Here is a 24,280-nt window from a genome sequence, read left to right as displayed (position 1 = left end):
TGGTGTTCGATGGTTTCGTGTGAATCCGGGCACCACCAACTCAAAATAGTGGTGTGTGGATTCGGAAATGACCACGGTAACCGACTAGCCTTAAAGGTATGGCGGAATTCATTTACACGATGACCAAGGCCCGCAAGGCCGTTGGTGACAAAGTCATCCTTGACAATGTCAGCATGTCGTTCTTCCCCGGTGCCAAAATTGGTGTCGTGGGCCCAAACGGCGCTGGTAAGTCAACGATCCTGAAGATCATGGCGGGACTCGATACCCCGTCGAACGGTGAAGCACGTCTTTCACCCGGCTACTCGGTAGGCATCCTCCTGCAGGAACCACCACTAAATGAAGAAAAGACCGTTCTGGGCAACGTCCAGGAAGGCGTCGGAGAAATCTACGAAAAGATCACCCGATTCAACGAGATCTCTGAAGAGATGGCTCAGGAAGGCGCCGATTTCGACGCGCTCCTGGAAGAGATGGGGAAGCTGCAGGAAGCGATCGACGCAGCCGACGCATGGGACATCGACAACCAGCTAGAGCAGGCAATGGACGCCCTGCGCTGCCCACCGGGCGACGAGAAAGTCACCCATCTCTCCGGTGGTGAACGTCGACGCGTAGCATTGTGCAAGCTTCTGCTGCAGAAGCCGGATCTGCTGCTGCTCGATGAGCCCACTAACCACTTGGATGCCGAGTCCGTCCTGTGGCTGGAACAGCACCTGGCATCGTACCCAGGTGCCGTATTGGCCGTAACCCACGACCGCTACTTCCTGGACCATGTCGCCGAATGGATCTGTGAAGTTGATCGTGGTCGCCTGCACCCATACGAGGGCAACTACTCCACTTACCTGGAGAAGAAGCGCGAACGCATGGAAGTACAGGGCAAGAAGGACCAGAAGCTTGCTAAGCGCCTGGCAGAAGAGCTTGAATGGGTTCGTTCGAATGCCAAGGGCCGTCAGACCAAGTCCAAGGCCCGTTTGGCACGATACGAAGAAATGGCAGCGGAGGCCGAGCGCACCCGCAAGCTGGACTTCGAGGAAATTCAGATCCCACCAGGCCCGCGTCTTGGCCAGGTAGTCATCGAGGCCGAGAACTTGAAGAAGGGCTTCGGCGATCGTGTGCTGATCGATGGCCTGTCGTTCTCTCTTCCTCGTAACGGCATCGTTGGTGTCATCGGTCCTAACGGTGTTGGCAAGTCGACTCTCTTCAAGACCATTGTTGGACTTGAAGAGCTTGACGGCGGAACGCTCAAGATCGGCGACACCGTCAAGATCTCCTACGTCGACCAGAACCGCGAGAATATTGACCCTGAGAAGTCGTTGTGGGAAGTAGTCTCGGATGGTCTTGACTACATCAACGTCGGACAGGTTGAGATGCCGTCGCGTGCTTACGTTTCGGCCTTCGGCTTTAAGGGTCCAGACCAGCAGAAGAAGGCAGGTGTGCTCTCCGGCGGTGAGCGCAACCGACTCAACCTGGCCTTGACCCTTAAGCAGGGCGGCAATCTGTTGCTGCTCGATGAGCCTACTAACGACTTGGATGTCGAAACTCTTTCGTCGTTGGAAAACGCATTGCTCGAGTTCCCGGGTTGCGCTGTCGTGGTCTCGCACGATCGTTGGTTCCTGGACCGAGTCGCGACCCACATCCTGGCCTACGAGGGCACTGAGGAAGATCCGGCGAACTGGTACTGGTTCGAGGGCAACTTTGACTCCTACGAGAGCAACAAGGTTGAACGACTGGGCGCCGATGCGGCCAAGCCGCACCGCGTCACCCATCGCCGCCTGACCCGTGATTAATAGCAGGGCATAAAATTAGCCGCCACGAATGTGGCGGCTAATTTTATGCCCTGTGTGGCCCGCATCTGTTAATTCGATGCGGAAGCAGCACGCAATTCGGAGAGCTTCAGATACTCTCGATCCTGGTAGACCAAGTGTTGCTGCAGCCGTTGACCGTGGAGGACTTCGTGGACTTCAGCCGCGATCAGTCGGGAACCTCCAATGCTGATCGAAGAATGAATGCTGGCCCGAAAGGCAACCGGTGCTTCAATAAAGTGCGGTTCACCGGTCGGGAGGATCCGGAAGTTTTGATCACGCGTGAATCGCGGGGCACCGGGCTGGGCAAAGTTGCCAGCCAACTCTTGCTGGTCTTCTCCAAGTAAGTGGATGACGAAGCTTTGTGCAGCAAGTACGGCGCCGGCGGCTCCTGATTCTTTGGCCAGCGAAAACGAAACGGCAACTGGATCGATTGACAGCGACGCCAGAGAAGAGATCGTTAAGCCGTAATATGCCTGGTCGATGGTTGCTGTTATTAGTGCTACTCCAGCCGGGTGGTGACGGAAGGCTGTGCGGAAGTCACTTGATAATTCGCTCACTGAGTACCTCCTTTGCCTGAAGTTAGAGTGCCAACCCCAGTAACTGATGCAAAAGCCCGAGCCTTTGCCAACAACTTTGAATACCTCTACCCTAAGACCTCAAGTAAACTTGAGGTCAAGAAAGGGGCAGGTGATGCTTCACACAGCGGAACATGGCGATTGTGCAAATGAATATCCCGGGCAAGAGCTGCTCAGTATCGGTCAAGTCAGTGACCGCACTGGCGTGGCCAGGTCCGCTCTGCACTACTACGAAGAAATTGGCCTGATCGCGGCTACACGAACGGCTGGAAATCAGCGACGCTTTCCCCGCCACCTGTTGCGGCGGATCTCTTTGATCACTGTGGGCAGCAAATTAGGTATTCCACTCAGCGACATCAAACGTGCCTTGGCGCCAGTGCCTATGGGGAAAATCCCTACAGAAAACGATTGGTTGCGGGCAACTGAAGAGTGGAAGAAAGTTCTCGAAGCGCGGCGACGTGCTATTGAGGAACTAGAAGATCGGCTTATGGGGTGCATCGGATGCGGCTGCCTATCGATGCAGGCCTGCAGCCTGCTGAATCCGGAAGACCAATTAGCGCATGAGGGCGCGGGAGCGCGGCGATTGGAAACTCCTGGAGCTGTTGCGAACGAATCGGAATAGCAGCAGGCCAGGCCTTGAAGCTGGCTCGAAATTTCCATGAATGCGGGGTTGACTTCGATGCGACCCGTTCCGAATTCTCGCAATGAACCCAGATCTAGCTAGAATGCCACCATGAGGATTGCTCAAATATTCCGTTTCCCTATTAAGGGGTTGCCGGGCGAAAAAATTGACTCGGCGGCCGTGAGAAAAGGAAGCGGTCTGGAAGGCGACCGTCGTGTTGCCTTTGGCAATGGCACCATTATGCATCGCGAAGACCAGTGGGAGAGCTGCCTTAGCTTCACGATCCTAAAGAACAACAAGAGCTTGCAAAAGTGGCGGGTCCATTCTCGGCCTCCGCTGATCACCATGACAGCCCCTGCTTCGACCGGTGCGGCGCCTCTCAGCTTTGACGTGAATAACCAAGCTGACATGGATGCTGCTCGTGCGTACCTGTCGAAATACTTGCCACCGCAGGGACCTATTCCGCGGAAATTAGTGTCGGCCCCGCAAGGAATGTTCGACTCCCGTCTGTCTGGCATTTCGATCATTAACCCAAATACGGTTGCGGAACTATCGAGAGTATCAGGTGTGCACATGGATCCGCGCCGGTACCGGGGGAACCTGTTGATTGAGGGGGTGCCGGCCTATGCCGAGTACGGGCTAATTGGAAAAGTGCTGCGCATAGGTGATGTCCGTATTGCTATCACCAAGTCGATCGCTCGTTGCTCAGCGACATCTGTAAATCCGGTGTCGACCGAAGTGGATACGAATGGACCACGTTTGCTGGCGACTTACTTTGGCCATATCCACTGTGGCATTTACGGAACTGTCTTGGAACCAGGCGTCTTGGAGACTGGCGCTGAGATTCAAATAGAAGACGATCCATCCGGAGCTGAAGAACTCGTGCCATCCAAGGTTTCGCCACGGTTCATGACCGTATTGCGGAATCAGGAGTTGGGTGCCGGAGTGGTCGAACTCCTGCTTGAGGATCCCTTCGGATGGATTGACGGGCACTATGAAGCCGGGATGCACTTGAGGGTTCACCTGCCGGACCCTCTGTGGAGAAATTACACCATTACATCCGTGGCTGGCTCGAGGATTGCTATCGATGTACGTGTCCAGGGCGAAGCCTCAAGCAAAATCGCACAATTGAATGAGGGCGAGCAAGTTCTTGTTTCGGGGCCTTACGGGGTCTTGACCTCGACCAAGGTCCTGGGAGCCTGCACCGCGATTGTCAGCGGAGGCATTGGCATTACCCCTGCCTTGGGGTTGCTCGGCGATGCGGCCGCGGCCAATGACAGCCGCAAGTTGCGGATCATTCATGTTGAACGTGGAAGAGCCAGCGCTCTGTACTCCCGTTTGGAGCAGATGGCTTCTGAACTGAAATCGTCAATCTGCCTGAACCGAATCGACACAACTGAGGGCAGGCCCGGGCCTGCTGAGATGGCGCAGTATCTACAGGGTTGTGACAGCGTAGTGGTGTGCGGACCGGAAAAATTCACCAGTATGGTTTTTGAGGCATGCGAACGAGCGGGAATTCCGGCTTCGCAGATTCACCGTGAAGTCTTCGCCTCGCCCACTACTGATCTGGACAGGCTATTCGAGGACTATCCATCCGCGGAGGTCACTTGTCGTGACAGCCGAAGGTCATTTACTTGGAGTGCCAAAGACGGCGTATTGCTCGAAGCACTCGAAGATCAAGGCGTTGAACCTGCAAGCCTTTGCCGTTCGGGTTCGTGCGGCGAGTGCGCTGTGAAGCTTCTGAGGGGCAGAGTCTCGTACCCGTTAGAGCCAAGCGCCCGCGTGGAACAAGACCAGATCCTCACCTGCATGGCTGTGCCAGCGGGCGACATTGAATTAGGAGCATGAACTGCACGGGCGCTGCGCTTCAGATAAGTAACTAGTGTCCGTCCGAGAACTCGGGCAGGCGAATCATGCCTTCTTGGGCGACGGTAGCGACCAGCTCGCCGGCTTTGTTGTAGAACTTTCCAGTTCCAAGCCCACGGGCTGAAGACGCCGATGGAGAATGAAGTACGTAGAGCAGCCATTCATCAACACGGAAATCTCGATGCCACCACATCGCGTGGTCGAGGCTGGCGATGCTCAACCCGCGATGAACCCACGGCACACCATGGGCTCTCAGGGCGGGTTCAAGCAACATGTAGTCGCTGGCATACGCCAAAGCTGCGCGGTGAAGCGACAAGTCATCTGGCATTGCCGACGTAGTGCGGAGCCAGACCGCGCTATCGGCGATCTTGCTCGAATTGCCGGGTAGATAAATCGGTTCGGAAACATGACGTACGTCGAAGGGCCGTTCGAATGCCCATTCCTTGGCTACCGGATGGTCAAAGTGGCCCACGAGATCCGCTGTCGTCGGAAGCGACTCCGGCTCTGGGACATCGATGGGCATCGGATCATGATGCTCCAAGCCGATGGCAGGCTCTTGGAACGAGGTGATCATCGACAAGATCGGTTCGCCGTTTTGGTAAGCGTGCACTCTGCGAGCGGAGAATGAGCGGCCATCGCGCAAGCGCTGTACGCCGAAGGTAATGGTCTGGTTCGGGTCTCCCGGCCGCAAGAAGTATCCGTGCAGGGAATGGATGGCACGGGTCGGCTCGATGGTGCGCGTGGCAGCGATTATGGACTGGGCTAGAACCTGTCCTCCGAAAACGCGGGGTCGATTCTGAGCAGGGGTATGACCGATGAAGATATCCTCATCTGTGCGCGCCTGGTCTTCTCCATCCAGGTTCAATAGATCCAGCAGGATCTGGGTGGTGCCTAAGTCTTCGGTCACTGTGCGGGCTCCTCGTCATGCGCTAATGGAACTGAACCAGGGTCAATGTTACTTGAAAGTAACATTTTCTCATGGAAATTCGGTCTCATAGGAAAACTATACGTATCCTCGGTCGATATCACGCCATGAGCAAACTCGCCGCACATCGCTGTGGCTACGTGAGATTATGAATGTATGGCGAGTGATGCAGTGAATTTCGACGACAGCAATTCAGTAAGCGACTTAGCGAACTTTATTAGCCGCGCGAAGACGATTGAGGATGGCGCGGCCCAATTCGTCGCCCGAAAGACGGCTTTAGCAGTCTATGTACCGATTCTTGTCCCTGCTGATCTAGGGCAGGGTGGTTACACCATTCTCGGGATGCGCGTGCATCGCCTGGCCCAGCCTGCGGAAGTCAATGCCAGTTACTCTCTGGCTTCCATTCAAGATCGCCTTGCCCGCATGGGGGAGACGTCCGTTGAATTCTCCCTCCCGCCGGTTGAAGAGAATCCAAAATGGGCCGGGATCTCAGTTCCCGTTTCCGGTTGGGAAGACGCTGGGGCCGTAGCGAACGACACATTGTCGTCCTCAGCTCAAAGCGGCATCGACGCCGTGGCCCAGGCGTTGCCCGAAAACCCTGGATTGCCGGTGCTAGTGCAGGTGCGCCAGCGAATCTGGTCGACACAGGTGCCAGACGTGGGAATGGAAATTCCGATGGGCGCTGCATTTGCCATGCATGCGCTGGGATTCTTGATTCCTGGCGGACAGTGCCGAGTACTTCGCAACGGCAGCTGGACTCGACTGAGCAACGAACGAGGGCACGTCCTGGTGCGCAAGGCTTCACTGCTCGTCTAAGCCGAATTAGAGAAATGGGCTAGAATTCGCCGTTTGGCGGTTCTAGTCCATATTTTCTAGAGCAGGCTCTGGTGTCCGTCCGGAGTGTTCAGCAGCGAGTGGGCTGCGCGCTCAAAATAATCGCGCAAAGTATCTGCTTGCAGCATCGGCAGCTCGAGTTGGTCGATAGCCTTATTCATGTGGCCCAGCCACACGTCACGATAGTGGCTGTTCACTGGGTAGTTGGCATGGCGCATGCGCAGTCGCGGGTGACCACGATGCTCGGAGAAAGTCGTTGGACCGCCCCAGTATTGTTCCAGGAACAGCTGGAGTCGAACCTGTGCAGCATGAAGTTCCTTTTCCGGATACATCCGCCGGAAGTCTGCATCTTCGGCAACTGAACTATAGAAATTCTTCGTTAACCGCGCGAATACCTCACGGCCGCCGACTTCTGCATAAAAGGTTCCCGGGAAGTCGGCAACATCAATCGGTGCCTCTGCGGCATCCAAGAACTCTTGGCTGGAGCGGCCTAGAACCAACGGATTGCTGAAGGGATCCTTCTTGCGGTCGGAGGCCGTGGGCTGGTTTTCAGTCATTCGTAAATTTCCTCAGGAGGCGCTAGGGGCAACCGGCTCGTGGAGAACCGGGAAGTTGACAGACCGGGCGATGAAGCAAACCTTGTTTGCTTGGGCGTGGAGCGAATCGGCAAGCTCGCGCTGGGATTCATCGGCAAGATGGACTGTGGGCCGCAGCATGACCTGGGTGAACTCACCGCTGTTATCTCGGTTAAGGCGCAAAGTTCCATAGGCATCATCCGTGTAAGCGGTCACATTCACGCCATGGGTGACTGCTACATGGAGGTACGAGAGCATGTGGCATTGGCTCAGGGCAGCTAGCAAAAGCTGTTCTGGATTCCAGCGATCGCGATCCCCGTGGAAGGTTGGATCCGCGGTGCCTGGCAATTCTGGCAACCCCGATGCACGCAATACATGGTCGCGACCGTAGCTTCGGTAGCTTTCGGTTCCGGTTCCACGATTGCCGGTCCATTCGAGGCCCACCCGGTATTCATGTTGCGAGAGGTCCATGAATCCATTCTCCCACTTTTAACCACAAGGTGGTGGCTACTTCCGCATTGAGCGGAAGAAGCCACCACCTGAACGACCCTAGATTCCTGGAACCAACGCATCGGCCTTGCGTGCGGCTAGCGCGCGGACGACGTCGGCACGCGACTCCACCAGCAATCGGCGCATCGCGGCGTGCTTGGAGCCCAAGGACTCCAGGAATTCATCCGTCTGCTTCAAGGTTTCCTCCGAAACGTTGGAGCTAGGGTAGAAGCCCAGCAGGATCTGCTTGGCCATCTCGTGGGAGTAGGATTCCCAGGCATTGACGAGCAACCCGAAGTACTCCTCTGCGTAGCCGGCGATCAGCGTGTTGTCGTGCACGTTGTTGAAACCGGTAATAACTGCGCTTTGCTGATCGTTGGACAGGGTGGCTGCGGTTGCAGCCGCGAATGCCTCTGCTTTCGATTCAGCAGTGGGTCGGGAAGCCCGCGCTGTGTACCACGACGCCTTGCCCTTGGCGGTATCGTCGTTGGCCAGAACGGCGTCGAGATCGGCATCGCTCATGTAGCCGCCAGCACTCAGCGCAATGGCCAAGGACCAACGCAAATCGGTGTCCACTACGAGGCCTGCCAAGCTTGCCGAGCCGTCGAACAGGCTTTTGACCTGGTCCAGCTGCGCGGTGGTGCGCGAGCGGTGAGCAAAGGCCTTTACGAACTGCAGCTGTGCGTCCGAACCGGATTCAGCCTCGGAGGCAAGTTGCCACAGACGGTCTGCAGCCTGAACCGAAAGCTCTTCGCTGTGTTCGGGCGCGACGTAGAGGTCCAGTGATGTGTTCAGCTGGCGCAGCAGCACCATGATCACGGTGGAATCTACTTCGTGGCCAATGTTGTTCAGCAGCAATTGGACGTAGGTGCTCGCAGGCGCTTCGGCATCGCGCACAGAATCCCAGGCCGCAGACCAGACCAAGGTCCGGGGCAGCGACTCTTCGAAGTCCTTCAGATGCTCGGTGGCAGTAGCCAAGGAAACTTCATCCAAGCGAATCTTGGCATACGTCAGGTCATCGTCGTTGAGCAGGACCAAATCTGGACGTTGCCGGCCTACAAGCGCTGGAACTTCGGTGAGTTCGCCATCGATATCAAGTTCCTTGCGGTGCACTCGCTGCAGCACGCCAGCCTCGTCCAGCGAGTAGAAGCCTACGGCTAGACGATGCTGGCGCAGGGTCGGATACTCCGCCACTGCGGACTGGCGGATGGCGAAGGAAGTGATGGCACCGTCTTCATCGATAGCCATCTCCGCCTTGAGCGTGTTCACTCCAGCAGTTTCCAGCCATTGAGCGCCCCAACCGCTCAGATCGCGGCCGCTGGCTGCTTCCAATTCCCTGAGCAGATCTGGCAGCTCGGTGTTTGACCAGGCGTGCTTGGAGAAGTACTCGCGCACGCCTGACATGAATTCTTCCTGGCCCACGAAAGCTACCAGCTGTCGCAGAACGCTAGCGCCCTTGGCGTAGGTGATGCCGTCGAAATTGACCTCGACGTCTTCCAGATCATTGATCGGGGCGACGATTGGGTGGGTGGATGGCAGCTGGTCCTGGCGGTAGGCCCAGTTCTTCTCCAAGGTGTTGAAGGTGGTCCAGGCACTGGTGAACTCGGTGTTCTGCGCTGCGGCCAGCGTGGACATGAACTCGGCGAATGATTCGTTCAGCCACAGATCGTTCCACCACTTCATGGTGACCAGGTCCCCGAACCACATGTGGGCCAGTTCGTGCAGGATGGTGATTGCGCGGCGTTCCACCATGGCGCCGGTGGGCCGGGACCGGAAGACGTATTCTTCGAGGAAGGTCACCGCTCCCGCGTTCTCCATGGCTCCGGCGTTGAACTCCGGCACGAAAAGCTGGTCGTACTTCTCAAACGGGTACGGAGTGCCGAAGTTCTTCTCATAGAACTCGAAGCCCTGTCGGGTGATGGTCACGATGTTCTCTACGTCCAGGTATTGCATCATTGATGCGCGGGCGAAGACGCCGAGCTCAATGGTGCGTCCGCTGGAGGAAACCAAGGAATCGCGGGCCACTTGGTAGGGGCCAGCAATCAGGGCGGTGATGTAGCAGGAGATGCGCTGGGTCGGCGCAAAGTCCCAGGTAGCGGAATCGCCGTTTTCGATTGGCTCGGGAGTAGGTGCGTTGGAGACTACGTTCCAGTATTTTGGTGCGGTTACCGAGAACTGGAAAGTGGCTTTCAAATCGGGTTGTTCGAAGACAGCAAACATGCGCCGGCAGTCCGCAACCTCGAACTGGGTATACAGGTATACCTCCTGGTCCACTGGGTCAACGAATCGATGCAGACCCTCGCCGGTGTTCATGTACAGCGCGTCTGCGTCAATCACCAGCAGGTTTTCTGCAGCGAGGTTCGGCAATTGAATGCGGATGCCATCGGAATGCTCGGCAGGGTCCAGCTCTACTCCGTTGAGATTGATCGAGCGTACCGAATCGGTGACTGCATCAATGAAGGTCGACGCGCCGGCAGTGGCGGTGAAGCGAACAATAGTTTTTGAAGAAAAGACGCGCTCACCCTGAGTGAGATCCAGGCTTACCTCGTAGCTGTCAACGTTGAGCAGATTCGCGCGTTCGCTGGCCTCCGCGCGAGTGAGGTTCATTCCTGGCATGGGTTCTCCAATTCTTGGTGATGGTTATCCATCAGCGGAAGTTGTGAAACGAATATTGAATATCTGTCCATTGTGTCACCTGCGACGGGGCATTGCGCAAGTCATTGGGCCGAACAATTTACTCAATTTTCCAATAACTCCCGTAAATTGCGTGCTTTGGGACGAGCGCAAGACTTATTGGGTTAATACTCCAAGGTGTGAGGCTGCGAAGTAGCGAGAGTGTGTGCTGCGGTCGCTATCCTAGATAGGACAGTAAAAGACCCCTCCCAAGTAAATGAGGCAATAGATTATGCGCGTGCATATCGCCACTGACCATGCAGGACTCGAGCTCAGCGACTACCTGGTGAAGCACCTGACGGCCAAGGGCTACGAAATGGTCAACCATGGGCCGAAGTCTTACGACCCAGAGGATGACTACCCGGCGTTCTGCATCAACGCTGCCTTAGCGGTCGTCGAAGATCAGCGTGCCGGCGTGGACGCGCTGGGCATCGTTTTGGGTGGATCGGGAAATGGCGAACAGATTGCGGCTAACAAGGTCGAGGGTATCCGTGCTGCACTGGCATGGAACTTGGACACCGCCAAGCTCGCCCGTGAACACAACAATGCAAATGTCATCGCTGTAGGCGGGCGCCAGCACTCGGTGGAAGAAGCAGCAGAACTTATCGAGGCCTTCCTTGCGGAGCCATTCAGCGAAGCTGAACGCCATGTACGCCGCATCAGCAAGATCGCAGCATACGAGACTACCGGCGAGGTCATCGAGTAGTCGTGCCGGAAGGACATTCCCTTCACCGCCTTGCCCGCCAATTCGACGATGTCTTTGGCGGGCAAACGGTTCTCGTCTCGTCCCCGCAAGGCCGTTTCAGTTCTGATGCGGAACGAATCGATGGCCACCAGCTAGAGCACGCCTTTGCCAAAGGCAAGCAACTGTTCTGCCGTTTTTCCAACGATTTGTATCTTCGCGTGCATTTAGGACTCTATGGTGCTTTCAGCTTCGGCGGCGATCAGCACTTTACTGGTGCCTCGTCGATCGGTGCGCCACGGAAGATTGGCGAAAGCGAAACAGGCACCACTTCCGACGCTGAATCGTACAACGGGCCGCCTGCGCCGGTTGGCGCAGTACGGGTACGAGTCGTTTCCGAGCATGGTTGGGCGGATTTGCGTGGGCCGACGGCGTGCGAGGTGTTGGATCATGACCGGGTTCAAGCACACCTGAATAAGCTGGGGCCGGATCCATTGATTGGTTCTGCGGTTCGGTTTAGAGCTGCCAAGGGCCACGCGGACATCGCGGACTCCGAAACATTGCTTGAAGCAGGGCGCAAAGAATTTCGTGCCAATCTGTTGAAGACGAAGACTCCCATCGGCGTCGCGCTAATGAATCAGTCTGTCATCTCCGGCGTTGGGAACATTTACCGTGCCGAAGCGTTATTCCGGAATCGTATTTCTCCGGCGCTGCCAGCGAATGAGCTAAGTGCTCAGAAAACCAAGAAACTTTGGTGGGACATCGTCTCCGTCATGGAAGACGGTGTTCGCGATGGCAAGATCATTACTACCTTGCCCGAGGACCGGGACCCTCAGGGCGTGATTTGGCCGGACAACGCGTATTACGTTTACCAACGGCAAGGCATGCAGTGCCGTAAATGCTCGGCCCGGATTTCCCTGGCTGAAGTCGCGGCTCGGAAGTTGTATTGGTGCCCACGCTGTCAGAAGAGGCCTCGTCAACGACACTCGACTTAGTCGGTAAGTGCCACGATGAGACGGATGGAATTCTTTTCGTTCCGACTTATCGGCGTGTTTTGCCGGCCAGTCCTTCGTACGGGTGCTAGGGGAGAGGACCCAAGTGAGACGTGGAATCCTCGATTTGCAAAGCAAGAGTTTTATGGTCTAGACTGAATCTTGTTCGAAGCGCAGGTGCTTCGAAATGGGGATGTAGCTTAATGGTAAAGCCTTAGTCTTCCAAACTAATGACGCGGGTTCGATTCCCGTCATCCCCTCCGTTTGAAAAGGTTCCGCTGTGCGGGACCTTTTCGCACACCCGGCAGAAAATCGGTTCTTCCAAACTTTTTATTCTGAGGTGCCGGTTGTTTTAAACGGACTGCCCTTATCCGATCGACGTCTCCAAATGATCGGCCCTGGATGTTGCTTCGCGGTTTTTCTGGCGAGGTTATCCATCGACTGCTTAAAATACGCTTTCGATTGCTTGAGCATTTTGCCGGTTTGCCAGATTGCGAACCGGGAATCACCAACGTGCCTCGGTGCACGGCAGTTGCCCATGGTTACTGCCGGCTTTTTTGAAGGCGCAGCGTACGTGCACAAATCTCTGGAATATCGATTTGGCTATGCCTATGGCTCTGGCAGTGGGTTCCCTTGAGGGATCTCGGTGTCCGTTGACCCGGGAACGAGGATTCCGGAGGTTGAGAATACACTTGTAATTCAACTCACGAATATGCGATTTCTGGAACGAATCCGGCAGGTGAAATGGGGAAAACCGCGGAATTACGCGGATGTCATTGTGCTACTTGCAAAATCCTCGATTTTGCTTTTGGTTCGAACCCGTGTAACTTAGTTTCTTGTGATCAGCACGGGAAACAAAAAATTCCCGAGCCGATTACAAAGCGGTTTGTCCAGATGAAACAAGCTTTCTTCTGAACTTCACCGGGGTGTAGCTCAGCTTGGCTAGAGCGCGCGCTTTGGGAGCGTGAGGTCGCAGGTTCGAATCCTGTCACCCCGACTTTATGACTGGAGGAGTCTGGTCATGGAATTGAGATTTGAGAAATCAAGTCTCGTGAGTAATGGCGATTGAGAAATCTTCACTATTCAAGCAACACGGTTAGTTGGAAGCAGTCATCCTAGGATGCAGCTTCCTGGCTAATCGGGGTGTAGCTCAGCTTGGCTAGAGCGCGCGCTTTGGGAGCGTGAGGTCGCAGGTTCGAATCCTGTCACCCCGACTTTATGACTGGAGGAGTCTGGTCATGGAATTGAGATTTGAGAAATCAAGTCTCGTGAGTAATGGCGATTGAGAAATCTTCACTATTCAAGCAACACGGTTAGTTGGAAGCAGTCATCCTAGGATGCAGCTTCCTGGCTAATCGGGGTGTAGCTCAGCTTGGCTAGAGCGCGCGCTTTGGGAGCGTGAGGTCGCAGGTTCGAATCCTGTCACCCCGACTTTGCGAGTGGATATCTTCGGATGGAGCCCGTGAAAATTGAGAGCTAAATATAATTTAGATCTTGTGATCACTAAGAACCGCAAAAGGTAACTAGTAAGCATCACAAACGATTAGTGGATACAGGATGACTCGGGTTAGACTGTTCACTGCTAATCGGGGTGTAGCTCAGCTTGGCTAGAGCGCGCGCTTTGGGAGCGTGAGGTCGCAGGTTCGAATCCTGTCACCCCGACTCTGTCGAACAACCCCGCAACGCCACCATGTTGCGGGGTTTTTGCAGATTAGACCTAATATTAGACAACTCAGGAGTACAACGCTGTGAAGAGCGCCGTCGAAAACGTCAACCCGACCCGGGTTAAGCTGACCGTTGAAGTTCCTTATGAGGAACTGAAGCCCCGCGTCGATGAGGCGTACAAGACCATCGCTCAGCAGATCCAGATCCCCGGCTTCCGCAAGGGTAAAGTTCCTGCAAAGCTGATCGACCAGCGCGTCGGCCGTGGCCACGTCATCGAGACCGCTGTTAACGAAGGTCTGAACGAGTACTACCAGAAGGCAATGGTTGAGAACGAACTCACCCCATTGTCCCGCCCAGAGGTAGACATCACCGAACTGCCATCCCTCGAAAAGGAAGGCGAAGGCCAGCTGGTCTTCACCCTTGAGGTAGACGTACGTCCGAAGGTTGAACTTCCGGACTACAAGGGCATCGAGGTTTCTGTTGAAGCCAAGGAAGTTGCTGACGAGGACATCGAGAAGGCTCTCGACGACCTGCGCGGCCGTTTCGGCACCCTGAAGGAAGTTGAAGCTCCAGCAGCTGCAGACTCCTTCGTAACCATCGACCTGACTGCTTCCGTTGAAGGCGAAGAAGTCGACTCCGCACAGGGCCTGTCCTACCAGATCGGTTCCGGCAACATGCTTGAGGGCATGGACGAAGCCGTTACCGGCCTGTCCGCTGGCGAAGACGCAACCTTCGAAACCACCCTGGCTGGCGGCGAGCACGCTGGCAAGTCCGCAACCGTCAAGGTCGTAGTCAACGCTGTGAAGCAGCGTGAACTGCCAGAAGCTAACGACGACTTCGCTCAGCTGGCTTCGGAATTCGACACCATCGCCGAACTGCGCGAGAACCTGGCAAAGGACGCCGCAGAGGGCAAGGTCGTCGAGCAGGGCGTAGAGGCTCGTGAGCTGGTTCTGGACAAGCTGGTTGAGCTGGTTGAGGTCCCTGTTCCTGCTTCGGTTATCGACGAGCAGATCGAGCAGCACTTCAACGCTCCGAACTCCGAAGAGGGCCACGACACCGAGGAGCACCGTGCAGAGGTTCGCGAGAACACCGAGCGTGCCTTCAAGAACGAAATCATCCTGGACGCAGTTGCAGATGCTGAAGAAGTTGGCGTCGAGCAGTCCGAGCTGATCGACTACATCGTCCAGACCGCAGGCCAATACGGCATGGAGCCAAACCAGTTCGCACAGATGCTGGACGGCGCAGGCCAGGTTCCGATGCTCATGGGCGAAGTTCGCCGCCGCAAGGCACTGGCAAAGGTTCTCGAGTTCGCTACGGTCACTGATTCCAACGGTGCCGCAGTTGACCTGACCTCCTTCGTCAAGCCAGCCGGTGAAGAAGAGGCAGCTGAGGTTGAAACCGAAGAAGCCAAGTAGTCTTCACTAAACTCTGATGGCCGTCGGCCGCTTGTTCAACGCAAGCCGCCGATGGCCATTTTTGTTCGCTTCAGGCGTGCATCATGCGCCGTGAGCGAAACAGGGGCATGAAACGGCCCAAGATCGCCTTGAAGTAAGTAATCTCAAAGTAACCAGTTGCAGCTATGGGATTAGAAACAGAGATTCCAGAAACTGATCTACACGTTTGGAAGAGGTAGAGAACATGTCAAATGATTCGCGCACTCCCACTATGGCAGCCGCAGAGCCGGCCGGCCGTGATGACTACATCTACAACCGCCTGCTCAAGGAGCGCATCATCTGGCTGGGCTCCGACGTCCGCGACGACAATGCGAATGCCATTTGCTCGCAGTTGCTGCTGCTCTCGGCAGAGGATCCTGAGAAGGACATCTACCTGTACATCAACTCGCCAGGCGGCTCGATCACCGCTGGCATGGCCATCTACGACACCATGAACTTCATCCCGAATGACGTGGTGACCGTAGCTACCGGCCTGGCAGCATCGATGGGCCAGTTCCTGCTGTCCTCGGGCACCCCAGGCAAGCGTTTCGCCACTCCGAACGCACGCATTCTGATGCACCAGCCATCGGGCGGCATCGGCGGTACCGCCTCGGACATCAAGATCCAGGCTGAACTGATCATGCACATGAAGAAGGTCATGAGCGAGCTGACTGCAGAACAGACCGGTCAGACCGTGGAGCAGATCCTCATCGACAACCAGCGTGATAAGTGGTTCACCGCAGAAGAAGGCCTGAAGTACGGCTTCTTCGATCAGATCGCAACCCACGCAGGCTCGGTCACCGGTGTTGTAGGCGACGACGACAAGTAGTCGTACCGCACCGCTTGATACCCAAAGATTTGTCCAAGGAGAAAACCATGAACTTCAATCCGGAAGCCGTTAGCGGCCAGATGCCGTCGGCCCGCTACATCCTGCCACAGTTCGAAGAGCGCACCCCATACGGTTTCAAGCGCCAGGACCCTTACGCAAAGCTGTTCGAGGATCGCATCATTTTCCTCGGCGCCCAGGTCGATGACGCATCGGCTGACGACGTCATGGCCCAGCTGCTGGTCCTGGAATCCATGGACCCAGAGCGCGACGTCACCCTTTACATCAACTCGCCAGGTGGTTCCTTCACCGCGATGACTGCAATCTACGACACGATTCAGTTCATCCGCCCAGAGGTCCAGACCGTCTGCCTCGGCCAGGCGGCATCAGCAGCAGCAGTACTGCTCGCAGCTGGCACCCCGGGCAAGCGTTTAGCACTGCCTAACGCCCGCGTGCTGATCCACCAGCCAGCAATGGGTGGCGGCGAACGCGGTACCGCGACCGACCTGCAGATCCAGGCCGAGGAAGTCATGCGCATGCGCAGCTGGCTGGAAGAGACCATTGCGTCCCACTCCGGCCAGAAAGTTGAGAAGGTCCGCGACGACGTGGAGCGCGACCTGTTCATGACGGCGAGCGAAGCGAAGGCCTACGGCATCGTCGATGAGGTATTGACTCCTCGCAAGCTGAACCGCGCCCAGCTGGGAAGCTAGCGAATACGTGGAATAATCCAGGATGAATGGCGGTTTACCTAGTTGCCGGTCTGTCCAAAGGCAGATAGGGCGCAACACAGGTAAACCGCCATATTCATCTAATTTGGGGGACAACTAGCCTAGAATTGAGTAAGTCCACAGCTACTCAAGTAAACGGGAGAATGGTGCGATGGGACGCATGGGTGAAGGCTCGGATCTGTTGAAATGCTCTTTCTGCGGGAAGAGCCAGAAGCAGGTTAAGAAGCTAATAGCAGGCCATGGTGTCTACATTTGTACTGAATGCATCGAACTCTGCAACGAAATCATCGCCGAAGAGTTTGCCGAAGAGCAGGTGCATGAAGAGTTCTCCCTGGCCAAGCCACGCGAGATCTTTGATTCGCTGCAGGAATACGTCATCGGCCAAGAGAACGCCAAGCGGGCGCTCTCGGTCGCTGTCTACAACCATTACAAACGCATCCACGGCAACCAGGACCACGGTCCCGTTGCTGCGCTGACTAACGAAGACCCACTGGATGATGTGGAAGTCTCGAAGTCCAACATCATGCTTATCGGTCCTACTGGATGCGGCAAAACCTATCTGGCTCAGTCGTTGGCGAAGAAGCTGAATGTTCCATTCGCAGTCGCCGACGCAACGAGCCTTACCGAAGCTGGCTACGTGGGAGAAGACGTGGAGAACATTCTCCTCAAGCTCCTCCAGGCCGCCGATTATGACGTCAAGAAGGCTGAAACCGGCATCATCTACATTGACGAGATCGACAAGATTTCCCGCAAGAGCGAGAACCCCTCGATCACGCGCGATGTTTCAGGCGAAGGTGTCCAGCAGGCACTGCTGAAGATTCTTGAAGGTACAGTTGCAGCCGTGCCACCTCAGGGTGGCCGCAAGCACCCGCATCAGGATTTCATTCAGCTCGATACCACCAACATTCTTTTCATTGTTGCCGGCGCCTTTGCAGGCTTGGAAGAGATCATTTCTTCTCGCGCAGGACAGAAAGGCATTGGCTTTGGGGCCCCGCTGACCGCGCTGAAGTCCGAAACTGCTTCCTATTCGGATGTTCGGCCTGAGGACCTGCTCAAGTTCGGACTGATTCCAGAATTCATTGGACGCCTCCCGGTGATCACTACGGTGGAGCACCTGGACAAGGATGCGTTGGTTCGAGTGCTGACCGAGCCGAAGAATGCACTGCTCAAGCAGTACCAGAAGATGTTCCAGATGGACGGCGTAGCATTGAGTTTCGACCGGTCGGCCCTCGACGCCATCGCGGAACTGGCTATTGCACGTGAGACGGGCGCACGTGGCCTGCGTTCGATTCTTGAAGAAACCCTTGGCGGTGTGATGTTCGATTTGCCAAGCCGCGACGATGTAGCTGAAGTGGTAATCACTCGCGCCACCGTAATCGATCGCGAAGAGCCCACGCTGCTGTCGCACGCGATGGTCGCCAAGCGCGACAAGAAGTCTGCATAGACCACGTCCATAAAATTTTTTTCGGAAGAAAGTTGGTAGTTCATGGCTGAACGTCAGCAAGTTGATTTCTGGTTCGATCCAATCTGCCCATTCGCATGGGCGACGAGCCGCTGGATCAAGGAGGTAGAAAAGGTTCGCAGCATCGATGTGACCTGGCATGTCATGAGCCTTTCGATGCTTAACGAAGGACGGGATCTTCCCGCTGACTACCGTGCGATGATGGACAACTCATGGGGACCGGTACGTGTGATCACCCGTGCCGCCCAGGAGCACGGCGATGACGTTAAAGACAGCCTGTACACGGCAATGGGCGAGTTGTTCCATTACGAAAAGATCGAAGATCGTGGGGAAGTGATTTCCAAGGCCCTGGCGAAGGTCGGACTCCCAGCAGACCTCGCTGAGGCGGCGGATACCGACGCCAATGACGAGGCCTTGCGTGCCAGCCACGAGGTTGGAATTGGCAAAGTGGGTCAGGATGTCGGAACACCAATCCTCGCCGTTGACGGCGTTGCCTTCTTCGGGCCGGTTATCACTCGCATTCCAACCGGAGAAGATGCAGGCAAGATGTTTGATGCGGCAGCGCAACTCGCATCGTTCCCATACTTCTTTGAAATGAAGCGTACCCGCACCGAAAGCCCAATTTTCGATTAAACGAAAATTCATTTCCCGAAGGACGTTGTCTCATGGAGAGACAACGTCCTTTGTGCTTAGCAGGGAACTCAGCGGCAGCGTCAGCGTGGATCTACCGACCTTCCGCGCTTCGATTGATGCAGTTATCCATCCGATGTGCTCCTTGTGCGGCGGAGAATTGGCCACACTGTCCTGAGGGGTTGCGTCGATCATTTCACCGGATCTTCGTGGAGCGCGGAAACTGGCTCACACATTGCCGGCGAAAATGATTCCCGGCAGCCATTCTCATTGGCCGGCGCTCGCTAACGGATGCTTCAGGTAATCGGCGCGCGAGGTTCGACGGATTGCTTGGGATGATCTCGCCAAAAGTAGCGGACGGCCGATGACTTAGGCCATGCGCCCATCGTCTTGGTGGTGAGCCCGAGATGCCCCTGCAGGGACCTGCGAACGCAGAACGCGGTGTCGCAGGGAGGCCACTGGTGATCCAGGCGTTGGTTCCGTGTTGTGCTCAGACGCGTGAATAAGTCCATTTTCGACATCTAATTAACTCATATTTTTTTCCTTCTGCCCAGCCGTCGTACTGCCGAAAAGTACCTGTTACCGAAGTTTCCGTTTCATATATTCGCGGTTGCTGGCCTGCCGTTGAAAGATGAATCCTGGAGATCCAATAGTGATTTGATTCACAAGTAATTTTGGGGTCGAGCCGAAACCGGCTGATCTGGCTGGGCTATCAGCGCGGGAGCGGGCAACGTGCGCGGACGAATTAAAGTATCTGTTCCAGGCTAACTTCGCTTCACAAATTGAGCGCCGCAGGCGAATCACGACACGGTCGACGGAGGGAAAGATTCCTGTAGAAAATGCTTGAAGTGTGTGTTTGACTATTTCCCACGAGTGCAACCGCACCCCCATCGATAGTGGCAAAGAAGCCACTGGACAAGGAGTTAAATCGTGCAAATTCGTTCTCTAATTACGGATTCATCCAAGGGCAGAGGGCGCCGCAAGCTGGCAGGCGCCGCAGTCCTTGCGAGCGCACTGATGCTTAGCGCGGCCCCAATGGCCTCGGCAACGCCGACGACAACGGGCGGAGAGATCGAGTCGATCACGATCTCTCAGCAGAAGGCTGAAGCTGCGGTGGACTACTGGACCGCAGACCGGATGAAGGCCGCAAAGAACGCAGATTCACTCGTTGCTGGAAAGTCGGGCTCGGCCGCCAAGGTCGAAATCGGCAAGCCTGCCAAGGTGGCTGGCCATGGAGCTGACGTTGCCGCGGGCAAGCAGACGCAGAAGAAGGGTGGCAAGACCCGCGCGACCCAGGAAACTCCGGTCTCGCACATCGGCAAGGTCTTCTTCACCCTTGGTGGATCAGACTATGTCTGCTCCGGCAATGCTGTGGTCTCCGCCAATGAGTCGACCGTCTCCACTGCAGGGCACTGCCTGAACGAAGGACCGGGCGCATTCGCCACCCGTTGGGTATTCGTCCCGGCCTATGAGAATGGCAACGCACCGTACGGCTCCTTCGCAGCGACCGAGCTGGTGGCGCCAACCGAATGGTCCAACGGCGGTGACATCTCCTATGACACCGGCTTCGCAGTCGTCAGCACGAGCGGTGGTTCGACCCTGACAGATGCCGTCGGCGCATCCGGCGTTGCATTCAACCAGGCACGCGGCGAGCAGTACACCGCGTACGGCTACCCAGCTGCCTCGCCATTCAACGGCGAGACCCTGCAGTCATGCACCGGCTACGCGAGCGACGATCCCTTTGGCCAGTCGCAGTCCCAGGGCATTCCATGCAACATGACCGGCGGCTCCTCGGGCGGACCATGGTTCCTGGGCAGCGGTTCGGACGGCTACCAGAACTCGGTGAACAGCTTCGGATACAGCTCCGTGCGCGACACCATGTTCGGGCCATACTGGGGTTCGGTGATCCAGCAGGCTTACCAGAACGCGCAGAACTAAACGCTCACTCGCCGGCGGCTGGACATTGATGGGGATCCAGCCGTTGGCATGGAGCAGAAGGGAAAGATGATGGCCAATGGAGATTCGCCAGCTGACCGGTCCAAGACTCCGCTCCAGAGGCATCGTCTTGAGAACAGCGCCGAAGACCAGCTGAAATACTTCACCGACCAACGTCGACGCGCAGCTCGTCCCATAGAAAAAACCCTTGAATCTCCACTGCAGAAGGATCGTCCAGATCCGGGGGAGAAAGAGGAATAGAAACGGAAAAACCGGTTGCCATCCCGTTGAGGGGATGGCAACCGGTCCTGTTTATTGGCGCTTATGCCTCTTCGGCCGGAGCCAATTCGACGTTGGCGACAGTCAGTTCGCCTTCGGCTTCAACCAAGGACAACTCGCGGGCATTGGCTGCGGACTTCAAGTCCTCGAAGCCTGCCTTGAGCTGGGCAACCTGGGCTGCAGGCGCGTGGATCTCGCCCGAGAGCACCTCGGTGCGCTGCTTGACCTTTGCATCGGACTTGGCCTTGCGGATTCCCGAAAGGGCTACGCCAACCAGCGGCAGTACTGCAGGGTCGGCGCCCTCGACTGCTGCCGACAGGTGCTCGGTGCTTGGCCACTGGGTCAGGTGCACCGACCCGTTGCGCCACCAGCCCCACACTTCTTCGGTGGCGAAGGGGAGGAACGGAGCGAACAAACGCAGCACCGAATCCAAGGTGGTGGCCAAGGCAGCCAGAACAGAAGCCTGCTCGGCTTCTCCATGGCCACCGTATGCGCGGTCCTTGACCAGTTCCACGAAGTCGTCGGTGAACGACCAGAAGAACGACTCGGTGATATCCAGAGCTCGAGCATAGTCGTAGTTGTCGAAAGCGCGCTTGGCATCTTCGATAACGGTCGACAGGCGGGCGAGCAGCGAGCGGTCAAGGCCGTTGGTGACTACCGAAGCATCATCGGTCAGCACATTGGCCTCGGTGGCACCCAAGTTCAGCACGAACTTCGAAGCGTTCAGGATCTTGATGGCCAGGCGGCGGCCGATCTTCATCTGGTTCACTTCATAGGCGGTGTCGGCACCGAGCTTGGCACTAGCGGCCCAGTAGCGGACGGCGTCCGCACCGAACTTGTCCAGGACTTCGTTCGGAACCACCACGTTGCCCTTTGACTTGGACATCTTCTTGCGGTCCGGGTCCAGGATCCAGCCCGAAATGGCGGCGTGCTTCCACGGAGCGTTGCCATGCAGGGAATCTGCACGCACCGCGGTGGAGAACAACCAGGTGCGGATGATGTCGTGGCCCTGGGGGCGCAGGTCGAACGGGTAGACCTTCGCGAAGAACTCGTCGTCGCGGCCCCAACGGCCCACGATCTGCGGGGTCAGCGAGCTGGTTGCCCAGGTGTCCAGCACGTCGGCATCGCCAATGAAGCCGTTGGCCGCCCCACGCTGGTCCTCGGTGTAGCCGGTAGGCGCGTCGGCCGCCGGATCAACCGGAAGCTGGTCGATGGTCGGCAGCAGCGGTGCATCGTAGTTCGGTTCGCCGTGCTCATCGACTTGGTACCACACCGGTACCGGTACGCCGAAGAACCGCTGGCGGGATACCAGCCAGTCCCCGTTCAGGCCCGACACCCAATTCTCGTAGCGCGAACGCATGAACGACGGGTGGAAATCAATTTCCTGGCCGCGGGCGATCATCTGGTTGCGGCGCTCTTCGTCGCGGCCGCCGTTGCGGATGTACCACTGGCGCGAGGTCACGATCTCCAGCGGCTTGTCGCCCTTTTCGAAGAAGTTCACCGGACGGGAGATCTTCTTCGGCTCGCCATCGAGCAGCCCGGCTTCGGAAAGCATCTCAACGACGGTTTCCTTGGCGGAGAACACGGTCTTTGCCGAAATCTGGGCGTAGGCTTCCTTGCCGGCCTCGGTGGTGATCCACTCCGGGGTCTCGGCCAGGACGCGTCCGTCGCGTCCGATGATCGGACGGGTTGGCAGCTGCAGTTCGCGCCACCAGGTCACGTCGGTCAGGTCGCCGAAGGTGCAGACCATGGCAATGCCCGAACCCTTGTCGGCCTGGGCCAACGGGTGCGGGTGCACGGTGACTGGAACGCCGAAGAGCGGCGAGGTCACGGTCTTGCCGAACAGGTGCTGGTAGCGTTCGTCATCCGGGTGCGCCACCAGGGCGGCGCATGCTGCCAGCAGTTCCGGGCGGGTCGTCTCGATGAAGACCTGCTCGCCGTTGTCCGCAGAGAATGCGTAGCGGTAGTAGGCGCCCGGCATTTCACGGTCTTCGAGTTCGGCCTGGGCCACGGCGGTACGGAAGGTCACGTCCCACAGGGTTGGGGCCTCGGCCATGTAGGCGTCGCCCTTGGCCAGATTCTCCAGGAACGCACGCTGCGAGGCCGCACGCGAGTTGTCGTCGATGGTGCGGTAGGTCATGCGCCAGTCAACCGAAAGGCCCAGGGTGGTGAACAGCTGCTCGAAGACCTTCTCGTCCTCGACCGCGAGCTCTTCGCAGATCTCGATGAAGTTCTTGCGGCTGATGACGTCCCAGTCGCGCTGGTTCTTCGCCGGCTTTTCTGGTGGACGGTAGCCCTCGATGTAAGGCTTGGTCGGGTCGCAACGGACACCGAAGTAGTTCTGCACGCGGCGCTCGGTCGGCAGCCCGTTATCATCCCAACCCAGTGGGTAGAAAACGTTCTTGCCGTTCATGCGCTGGTAGCGGGCCAGTACGTCGGTCTGCGTGTAGGAGAACATGTGTCCTACGTGCAGCGAACCCGAAGCAGTTGGCGGGGGAGTGTCGATGGAGTACACGGCTTCGCGAGTCGTATCCTCATTGAAGTGATAGGTGCCCTCGGTGCGCCACCGGGACGAAAGACGTTCCTCCAAGCCTTCCAATGCTGGCTTGTCAGGAACGGAAACCGTTGCGGGCGTGTCTGTGCCCAAGTTTTCTTCTGCCATGCCTCTATTCTTTCATGTTTTGCCCGGTGCCAAGACATTGTTGCCCATGGCTTGCACCACGCGGCGCCCGTGGCGAGTACCATCTTGTGCATGGAGCGACGAAGAGCACCTCGAATGCCGCCACCGGCCATTGCAGCAGCCGCGATGGCTGCACAACGGCTGCTGGTTCCCGAGGTGCGTTCATCAACCTGGTTAAAACTCATGGCCGGGCTCTTGGCCATTGGCGGTGCTGGCCTTGCCCTAGGCGCAGGACTCTCTTTCCATGCCGCCAAGACCACCGCGAACCCGCGGCGTCCGGAGAACAGCACCGCTTTGGTCACGACGGGACTCTTTGCCCGCACCCGCAATCCGATGTACCTGGGAATGGTTGCCGTATCCACTAGTTATGCCATGTGGCGGGGCTCGCTACTGGGGCTTGTTCCCAGCGTCGCGCTCGCCTGCTGGCTCGACCAGTTCCAGATACCCGCTGAAGAAGATGCCCTGGCGCAGAAATACGGACAGGCGTATTGGCAGTACCAGCGGGCGGTGCCGCGCTGGATTCCTTCCACTGAGCGCGGCAAAACCCATGCCAGATGAAACGTAAGAGAAATTCATGCCTTACCAACTGGTAATCATCTAGTTCTACAGT

At 56.9% G+C, this 24,280-nt stretch carries 19 protein-coding genes and 5 tRNA genes; 18 read left to right on the top strand and 6 right to left on the bottom strand.

The genetic code is table 11. The features are described from left to right. Nucleotides 1–98 precede the first annotated feature (98 nt). Complete coding sequence (gene ettA / locus ACR9WD_RS09350; protein ID WP_038990800.1) at nucleotides 99–1,781, top strand: energy-dependent translational throttle protein EttA; 1,683 nt, start codon at nucleotides 99–101, stop codon at nucleotides 1,779–1,781. 68 nt (nucleotides 1,782–1,849) lie between these two features. On the opposite strand, the gene ACR9WD_RS09345 is transcribed toward ettA, so the two are convergent. After that, the gene (locus ACR9WD_RS09345; protein ID WP_073706114.1) at nucleotides 1,850–2,356 is read right to left on the bottom strand and encodes a flavin reductase family protein; all 507 of its coding nucleotides are present in this window, start codon (nucleotides 2,354–2,356) and stop codon (nucleotides 1,850–1,852) included. 133 nt (nucleotides 2,357–2,489) lie between these two features. On the opposite strand from ACR9WD_RS09345, the gene soxR reads away from it, so the two are divergent. After that, on the top strand, nucleotides 2,490–2,996 hold the full coding sequence (gene soxR / locus ACR9WD_RS09340; protein ID WP_121866922.1) for a redox-sensitive transcriptional activator SoxR: 507 nt from the start codon (nucleotides 2,490–2,492) through the stop codon (nucleotides 2,994–2,996). A 111-nt stretch (nucleotides 2,997–3,107) separates the two neighbouring features. Next, on the top strand, nucleotides 3,108–4,844 hold the full coding sequence (locus ACR9WD_RS09335) for an MOSC domain-containing protein (protein ID WP_254590035.1): 1,737 nt from the start codon (nucleotides 3,108–3,110) through the stop codon (nucleotides 4,842–4,844). A 31-nt stretch (nucleotides 4,845–4,875) separates the two neighbouring features. On the opposite strand, the gene ACR9WD_RS09330 is transcribed toward ACR9WD_RS09335, so the two are convergent. Then, complete coding sequence (locus tag ACR9WD_RS09330) at nucleotides 4,876–5,769, bottom strand: acyl-CoA thioesterase (RefSeq protein ID WP_038990804.1); 894 nt, start codon at nucleotides 5,767–5,769, stop codon at nucleotides 4,876–4,878. A 189-nt stretch (nucleotides 5,770–5,958) separates the two neighbouring features. Between ACR9WD_RS09330 and ACR9WD_RS09325 the strand changes: the two genes are divergently transcribed. Further along, nucleotides 5,959–6,603 carry a hypothetical protein gene (locus ACR9WD_RS09325; protein ID WP_038990861.1) on the top strand — a complete coding sequence of 215 codons (645 nt, stop codon included), beginning with the start codon at nucleotides 5,959–5,961 and terminating at the stop codon, nucleotides 6,601–6,603. Nucleotides 6,604–6,659: 56 nt separating this feature from the next. Here the strand turns inward: ACR9WD_RS09325 and ACR9WD_RS09320 are convergent, their stop codons facing one another. The 3 genes from ACR9WD_RS09320 to pepN all read right to left on the bottom strand — a co-directional run bounded on the left by ACR9WD_RS09320 (nucleotide 6,660) and on the right by pepN (nucleotide 10,301). Continuing rightward, entirely contained in the window at nucleotides 6,660–7,178 is a 519-nt protein-coding gene (locus ACR9WD_RS09320) for a globin (protein ID WP_302487377.1), read from the bottom strand. Nucleotides 7,179–7,190: 12 nt separating this feature from the next. After that, on the bottom strand, nucleotides 7,191–7,667 hold the full coding sequence (locus tag ACR9WD_RS09315) for an OsmC family protein (RefSeq protein WP_038990805.1): 477 nt from the start codon (nucleotides 7,665–7,667) through the stop codon (nucleotides 7,191–7,193). A gap of 78 nt (nucleotides 7,668–7,745) precedes the next feature. Further along, a complete protein-coding gene (pepN, locus tag ACR9WD_RS09310) occupies nucleotides 7,746–10,301 on the bottom strand; it encodes an aminopeptidase N (protein ID WP_434921985.1) in 2,556 nt (851 codons plus the stop codon). 289 nt (nucleotides 10,302–10,590) lie between these two features. On the opposite strand from pepN, the gene ACR9WD_RS09305 reads away from it, so the two are divergent. From ACR9WD_RS09305 to ACR9WD_RS09245, 13 genes are all read left to right on the top strand, one after another. Beyond that, complete coding sequence (locus ACR9WD_RS09305; protein WP_038990807.1) at nucleotides 10,591–11,064, top strand: ribose-5-phosphate isomerase; 474 nt, start codon at nucleotides 10,591–10,593, stop codon at nucleotides 11,062–11,064. A 2-nt stretch (nucleotides 11,065–11,066) separates the two neighbouring features. Further along, nucleotides 11,067–12,035, top strand: coding sequence for an Fpg/Nei family DNA glycosylase (locus ACR9WD_RS09300; protein ID WP_434921984.1), 969 nt, complete (start codon nucleotides 11,067–11,069; stop codon nucleotides 12,033–12,035). Nucleotides 12,036–12,221: 186 nt separating this feature from the next. Then, nucleotides 12,222–12,292 (top strand) — tRNA-Gly (locus ACR9WD_RS09295). Nucleotides 12,293–12,954: 662 nt separating this feature from the next. Further along, a tRNA-Pro gene (locus tag ACR9WD_RS09290) sits at nucleotides 12,955–13,029 on the top strand. Nucleotides 13,030–13,171: 142 nt separating this feature from the next. Next, nucleotides 13,172–13,246 (top strand) — tRNA-Pro (locus tag ACR9WD_RS09285). Between the two features lie 142 nt (nucleotides 13,247–13,388). Then, nucleotides 13,389–13,463: transfer RNA gene (locus ACR9WD_RS09280), tRNA-Pro, on the top strand. 156 nt (nucleotides 13,464–13,619) lie between these two features. Next, nucleotides 13,620–13,694: transfer RNA gene (locus ACR9WD_RS09275), tRNA-Pro, on the top strand. An 86-nt stretch (nucleotides 13,695–13,780) separates the two neighbouring features. After that, on the top strand, nucleotides 13,781–15,112 hold the full coding sequence (gene tig, locus ACR9WD_RS09270; RefSeq protein ID WP_038990810.1) for a trigger factor: 1,332 nt from the start codon (nucleotides 13,781–13,783) through the stop codon (nucleotides 15,110–15,112). Between the two features lie 223 nt (nucleotides 15,113–15,335). After that, nucleotides 15,336–15,959, top strand: a complete 624-nt coding sequence (locus tag ACR9WD_RS09265; RefSeq protein WP_255209556.1) for an ATP-dependent Clp protease proteolytic subunit — start codon at nucleotides 15,336–15,338, stop codon at nucleotides 15,957–15,959. 47 nt (nucleotides 15,960–16,006) lie between these two features. Then, nucleotides 16,007–16,666 carry an ATP-dependent Clp protease proteolytic subunit gene (locus tag ACR9WD_RS09260; protein WP_038990812.1) on the top strand — a complete coding sequence of 220 codons (660 nt, stop codon included), beginning with the start codon at nucleotides 16,007–16,009 and terminating at the stop codon, nucleotides 16,664–16,666. A 169-nt stretch (nucleotides 16,667–16,835) separates the two neighbouring features. Continuing rightward, nucleotides 16,836–18,128 (top strand): ATP-dependent Clp protease ATP-binding subunit ClpX, encoded by a 1,293-nt coding sequence (clpX, locus tag ACR9WD_RS09255; protein ID WP_038990813.1) that lies wholly within the window; start codon nucleotides 16,836–16,838, stop codon nucleotides 18,126–18,128. Nucleotides 18,129–18,170: 42 nt separating this feature from the next. Continuing rightward, nucleotides 18,171–18,779 carry a mycothiol-dependent nitroreductase Rv2466c family protein gene (locus ACR9WD_RS09250; RefSeq protein ID WP_434921983.1) on the top strand — a complete coding sequence of 203 codons (609 nt, stop codon included), beginning with the start codon at nucleotides 18,171–18,173 and terminating at the stop codon, nucleotides 18,777–18,779. Nucleotides 18,780–19,706: 927 nt separating this feature from the next. Continuing rightward, complete coding sequence (locus ACR9WD_RS09245; RefSeq protein WP_141355209.1) at nucleotides 19,707–20,714, top strand: trypsin-like serine peptidase; 1,008 nt, start codon at nucleotides 19,707–19,709, stop codon at nucleotides 20,712–20,714. A 319-nt stretch (nucleotides 20,715–21,033) separates the two neighbouring features. Here the strand turns inward: ACR9WD_RS09245 and valS are convergent, their stop codons facing one another. Continuing rightward, complete coding sequence (valS, locus tag ACR9WD_RS09240) at nucleotides 21,034–23,652, bottom strand: valine--tRNA ligase (protein ID WP_434921982.1); 2,619 nt, start codon at nucleotides 23,650–23,652, stop codon at nucleotides 21,034–21,036. Between the two features lie 144 nt (nucleotides 23,653–23,796). Here valS and ACR9WD_RS09235 point away from each other — a divergent pair, with 144 nt between their 5' ends. Continuing rightward, on the top strand, nucleotides 23,797–24,228 hold the full coding sequence (locus tag ACR9WD_RS09235) for a methyltransferase family protein (RefSeq protein ID WP_223308728.1): 432 nt from the start codon (nucleotides 23,797–23,799) through the stop codon (nucleotides 24,226–24,228). Nucleotides 24,229–24,280 lie beyond the last annotated feature (52 nt).

The sequence above is a fragment of the Glutamicibacter sp. PAEs-4 genome, assembly GCF_051161755.1.
In the GTDB taxonomy this organism is placed as follows: domain Bacteria; phylum Actinomycetota; class Actinomycetes; order Actinomycetales; family Micrococcaceae; genus Glutamicibacter; species Glutamicibacter nicotianae.
Note: the sequence above shows the minus strand (reverse complement) of the source record. Positions and strands in the feature narration are given on the sequence as shown.

Bases quoted from the DNA above. Each gene is read 5' to 3' on its own strand.
- ettA (WP_038990800.1), top strand. From the start codon at position 99: ATGGCGGAATTCATTTACACGATGACCAAGGCCCGCAAGGCCGTTGGT.
- soxR (WP_121866922.1), top strand. From the start codon at position 2,490: ATGCTTCACACAGCGGAACATGGCGATTGTGCAAATGAATATCCCGGG.
- ACR9WD_RS09335 (WP_254590035.1), top strand. From the start codon at position 3,108: ATGAGGATTGCTCAAATATTCCGTTTCCCTATTAAGGGGTTGCCGGGC.
- ACR9WD_RS09320 (WP_302487377.1), bottom strand. From the start codon at position 7,178: ATGACTGAAAACCAGCCCACGGCCTCCGACCGCAAGAAGGATCCCTTC.
- ACR9WD_RS09315 (WP_038990805.1), bottom strand. From the start codon at position 7,667: ATGGACCTCTCGCAACATGAATACCGGGTGGGCCTCGAATGGACCGGC.
- pepN (WP_434921985.1), bottom strand. From the start codon at position 10,301: ATGCCAGGAATGAACCTCACTCGCGCGGAGGCCAGCGAACGCGCGAAT.
- ACR9WD_RS09305 (WP_038990807.1), top strand. From the start codon at position 10,591: ATGCGCGTGCATATCGCCACTGACCATGCAGGACTCGAGCTCAGCGAC.
- ACR9WD_RS09265 (WP_255209556.1), top strand. From the start codon at position 15,336: ATGTCAAATGATTCGCGCACTCCCACTATGGCAGCCGCAGAGCCGGCC.
- ACR9WD_RS09260 (WP_038990812.1), top strand. From the start codon at position 16,007: ATGAACTTCAATCCGGAAGCCGTTAGCGGCCAGATGCCGTCGGCCCGC.
- clpX (WP_038990813.1), top strand. From the start codon at position 16,836: ATGGGACGCATGGGTGAAGGCTCGGATCTGTTGAAATGCTCTTTCTGC.
- ACR9WD_RS09250 (WP_434921983.1), top strand. From the start codon at position 18,171: ATGGCTGAACGTCAGCAAGTTGATTTCTGGTTCGATCCAATCTGCCCA.
- valS (WP_434921982.1), bottom strand. From the start codon at position 23,652: ATGGCAGAAGAAAACTTGGGCACAGACACGCCCGCAACGGTTTCCGTT.
- ACR9WD_RS09235 (WP_223308728.1), top strand. From the start codon at position 23,797: ATGGCTGCACAACGGCTGCTGGTTCCCGAGGTGCGTTCATCAACCTGG.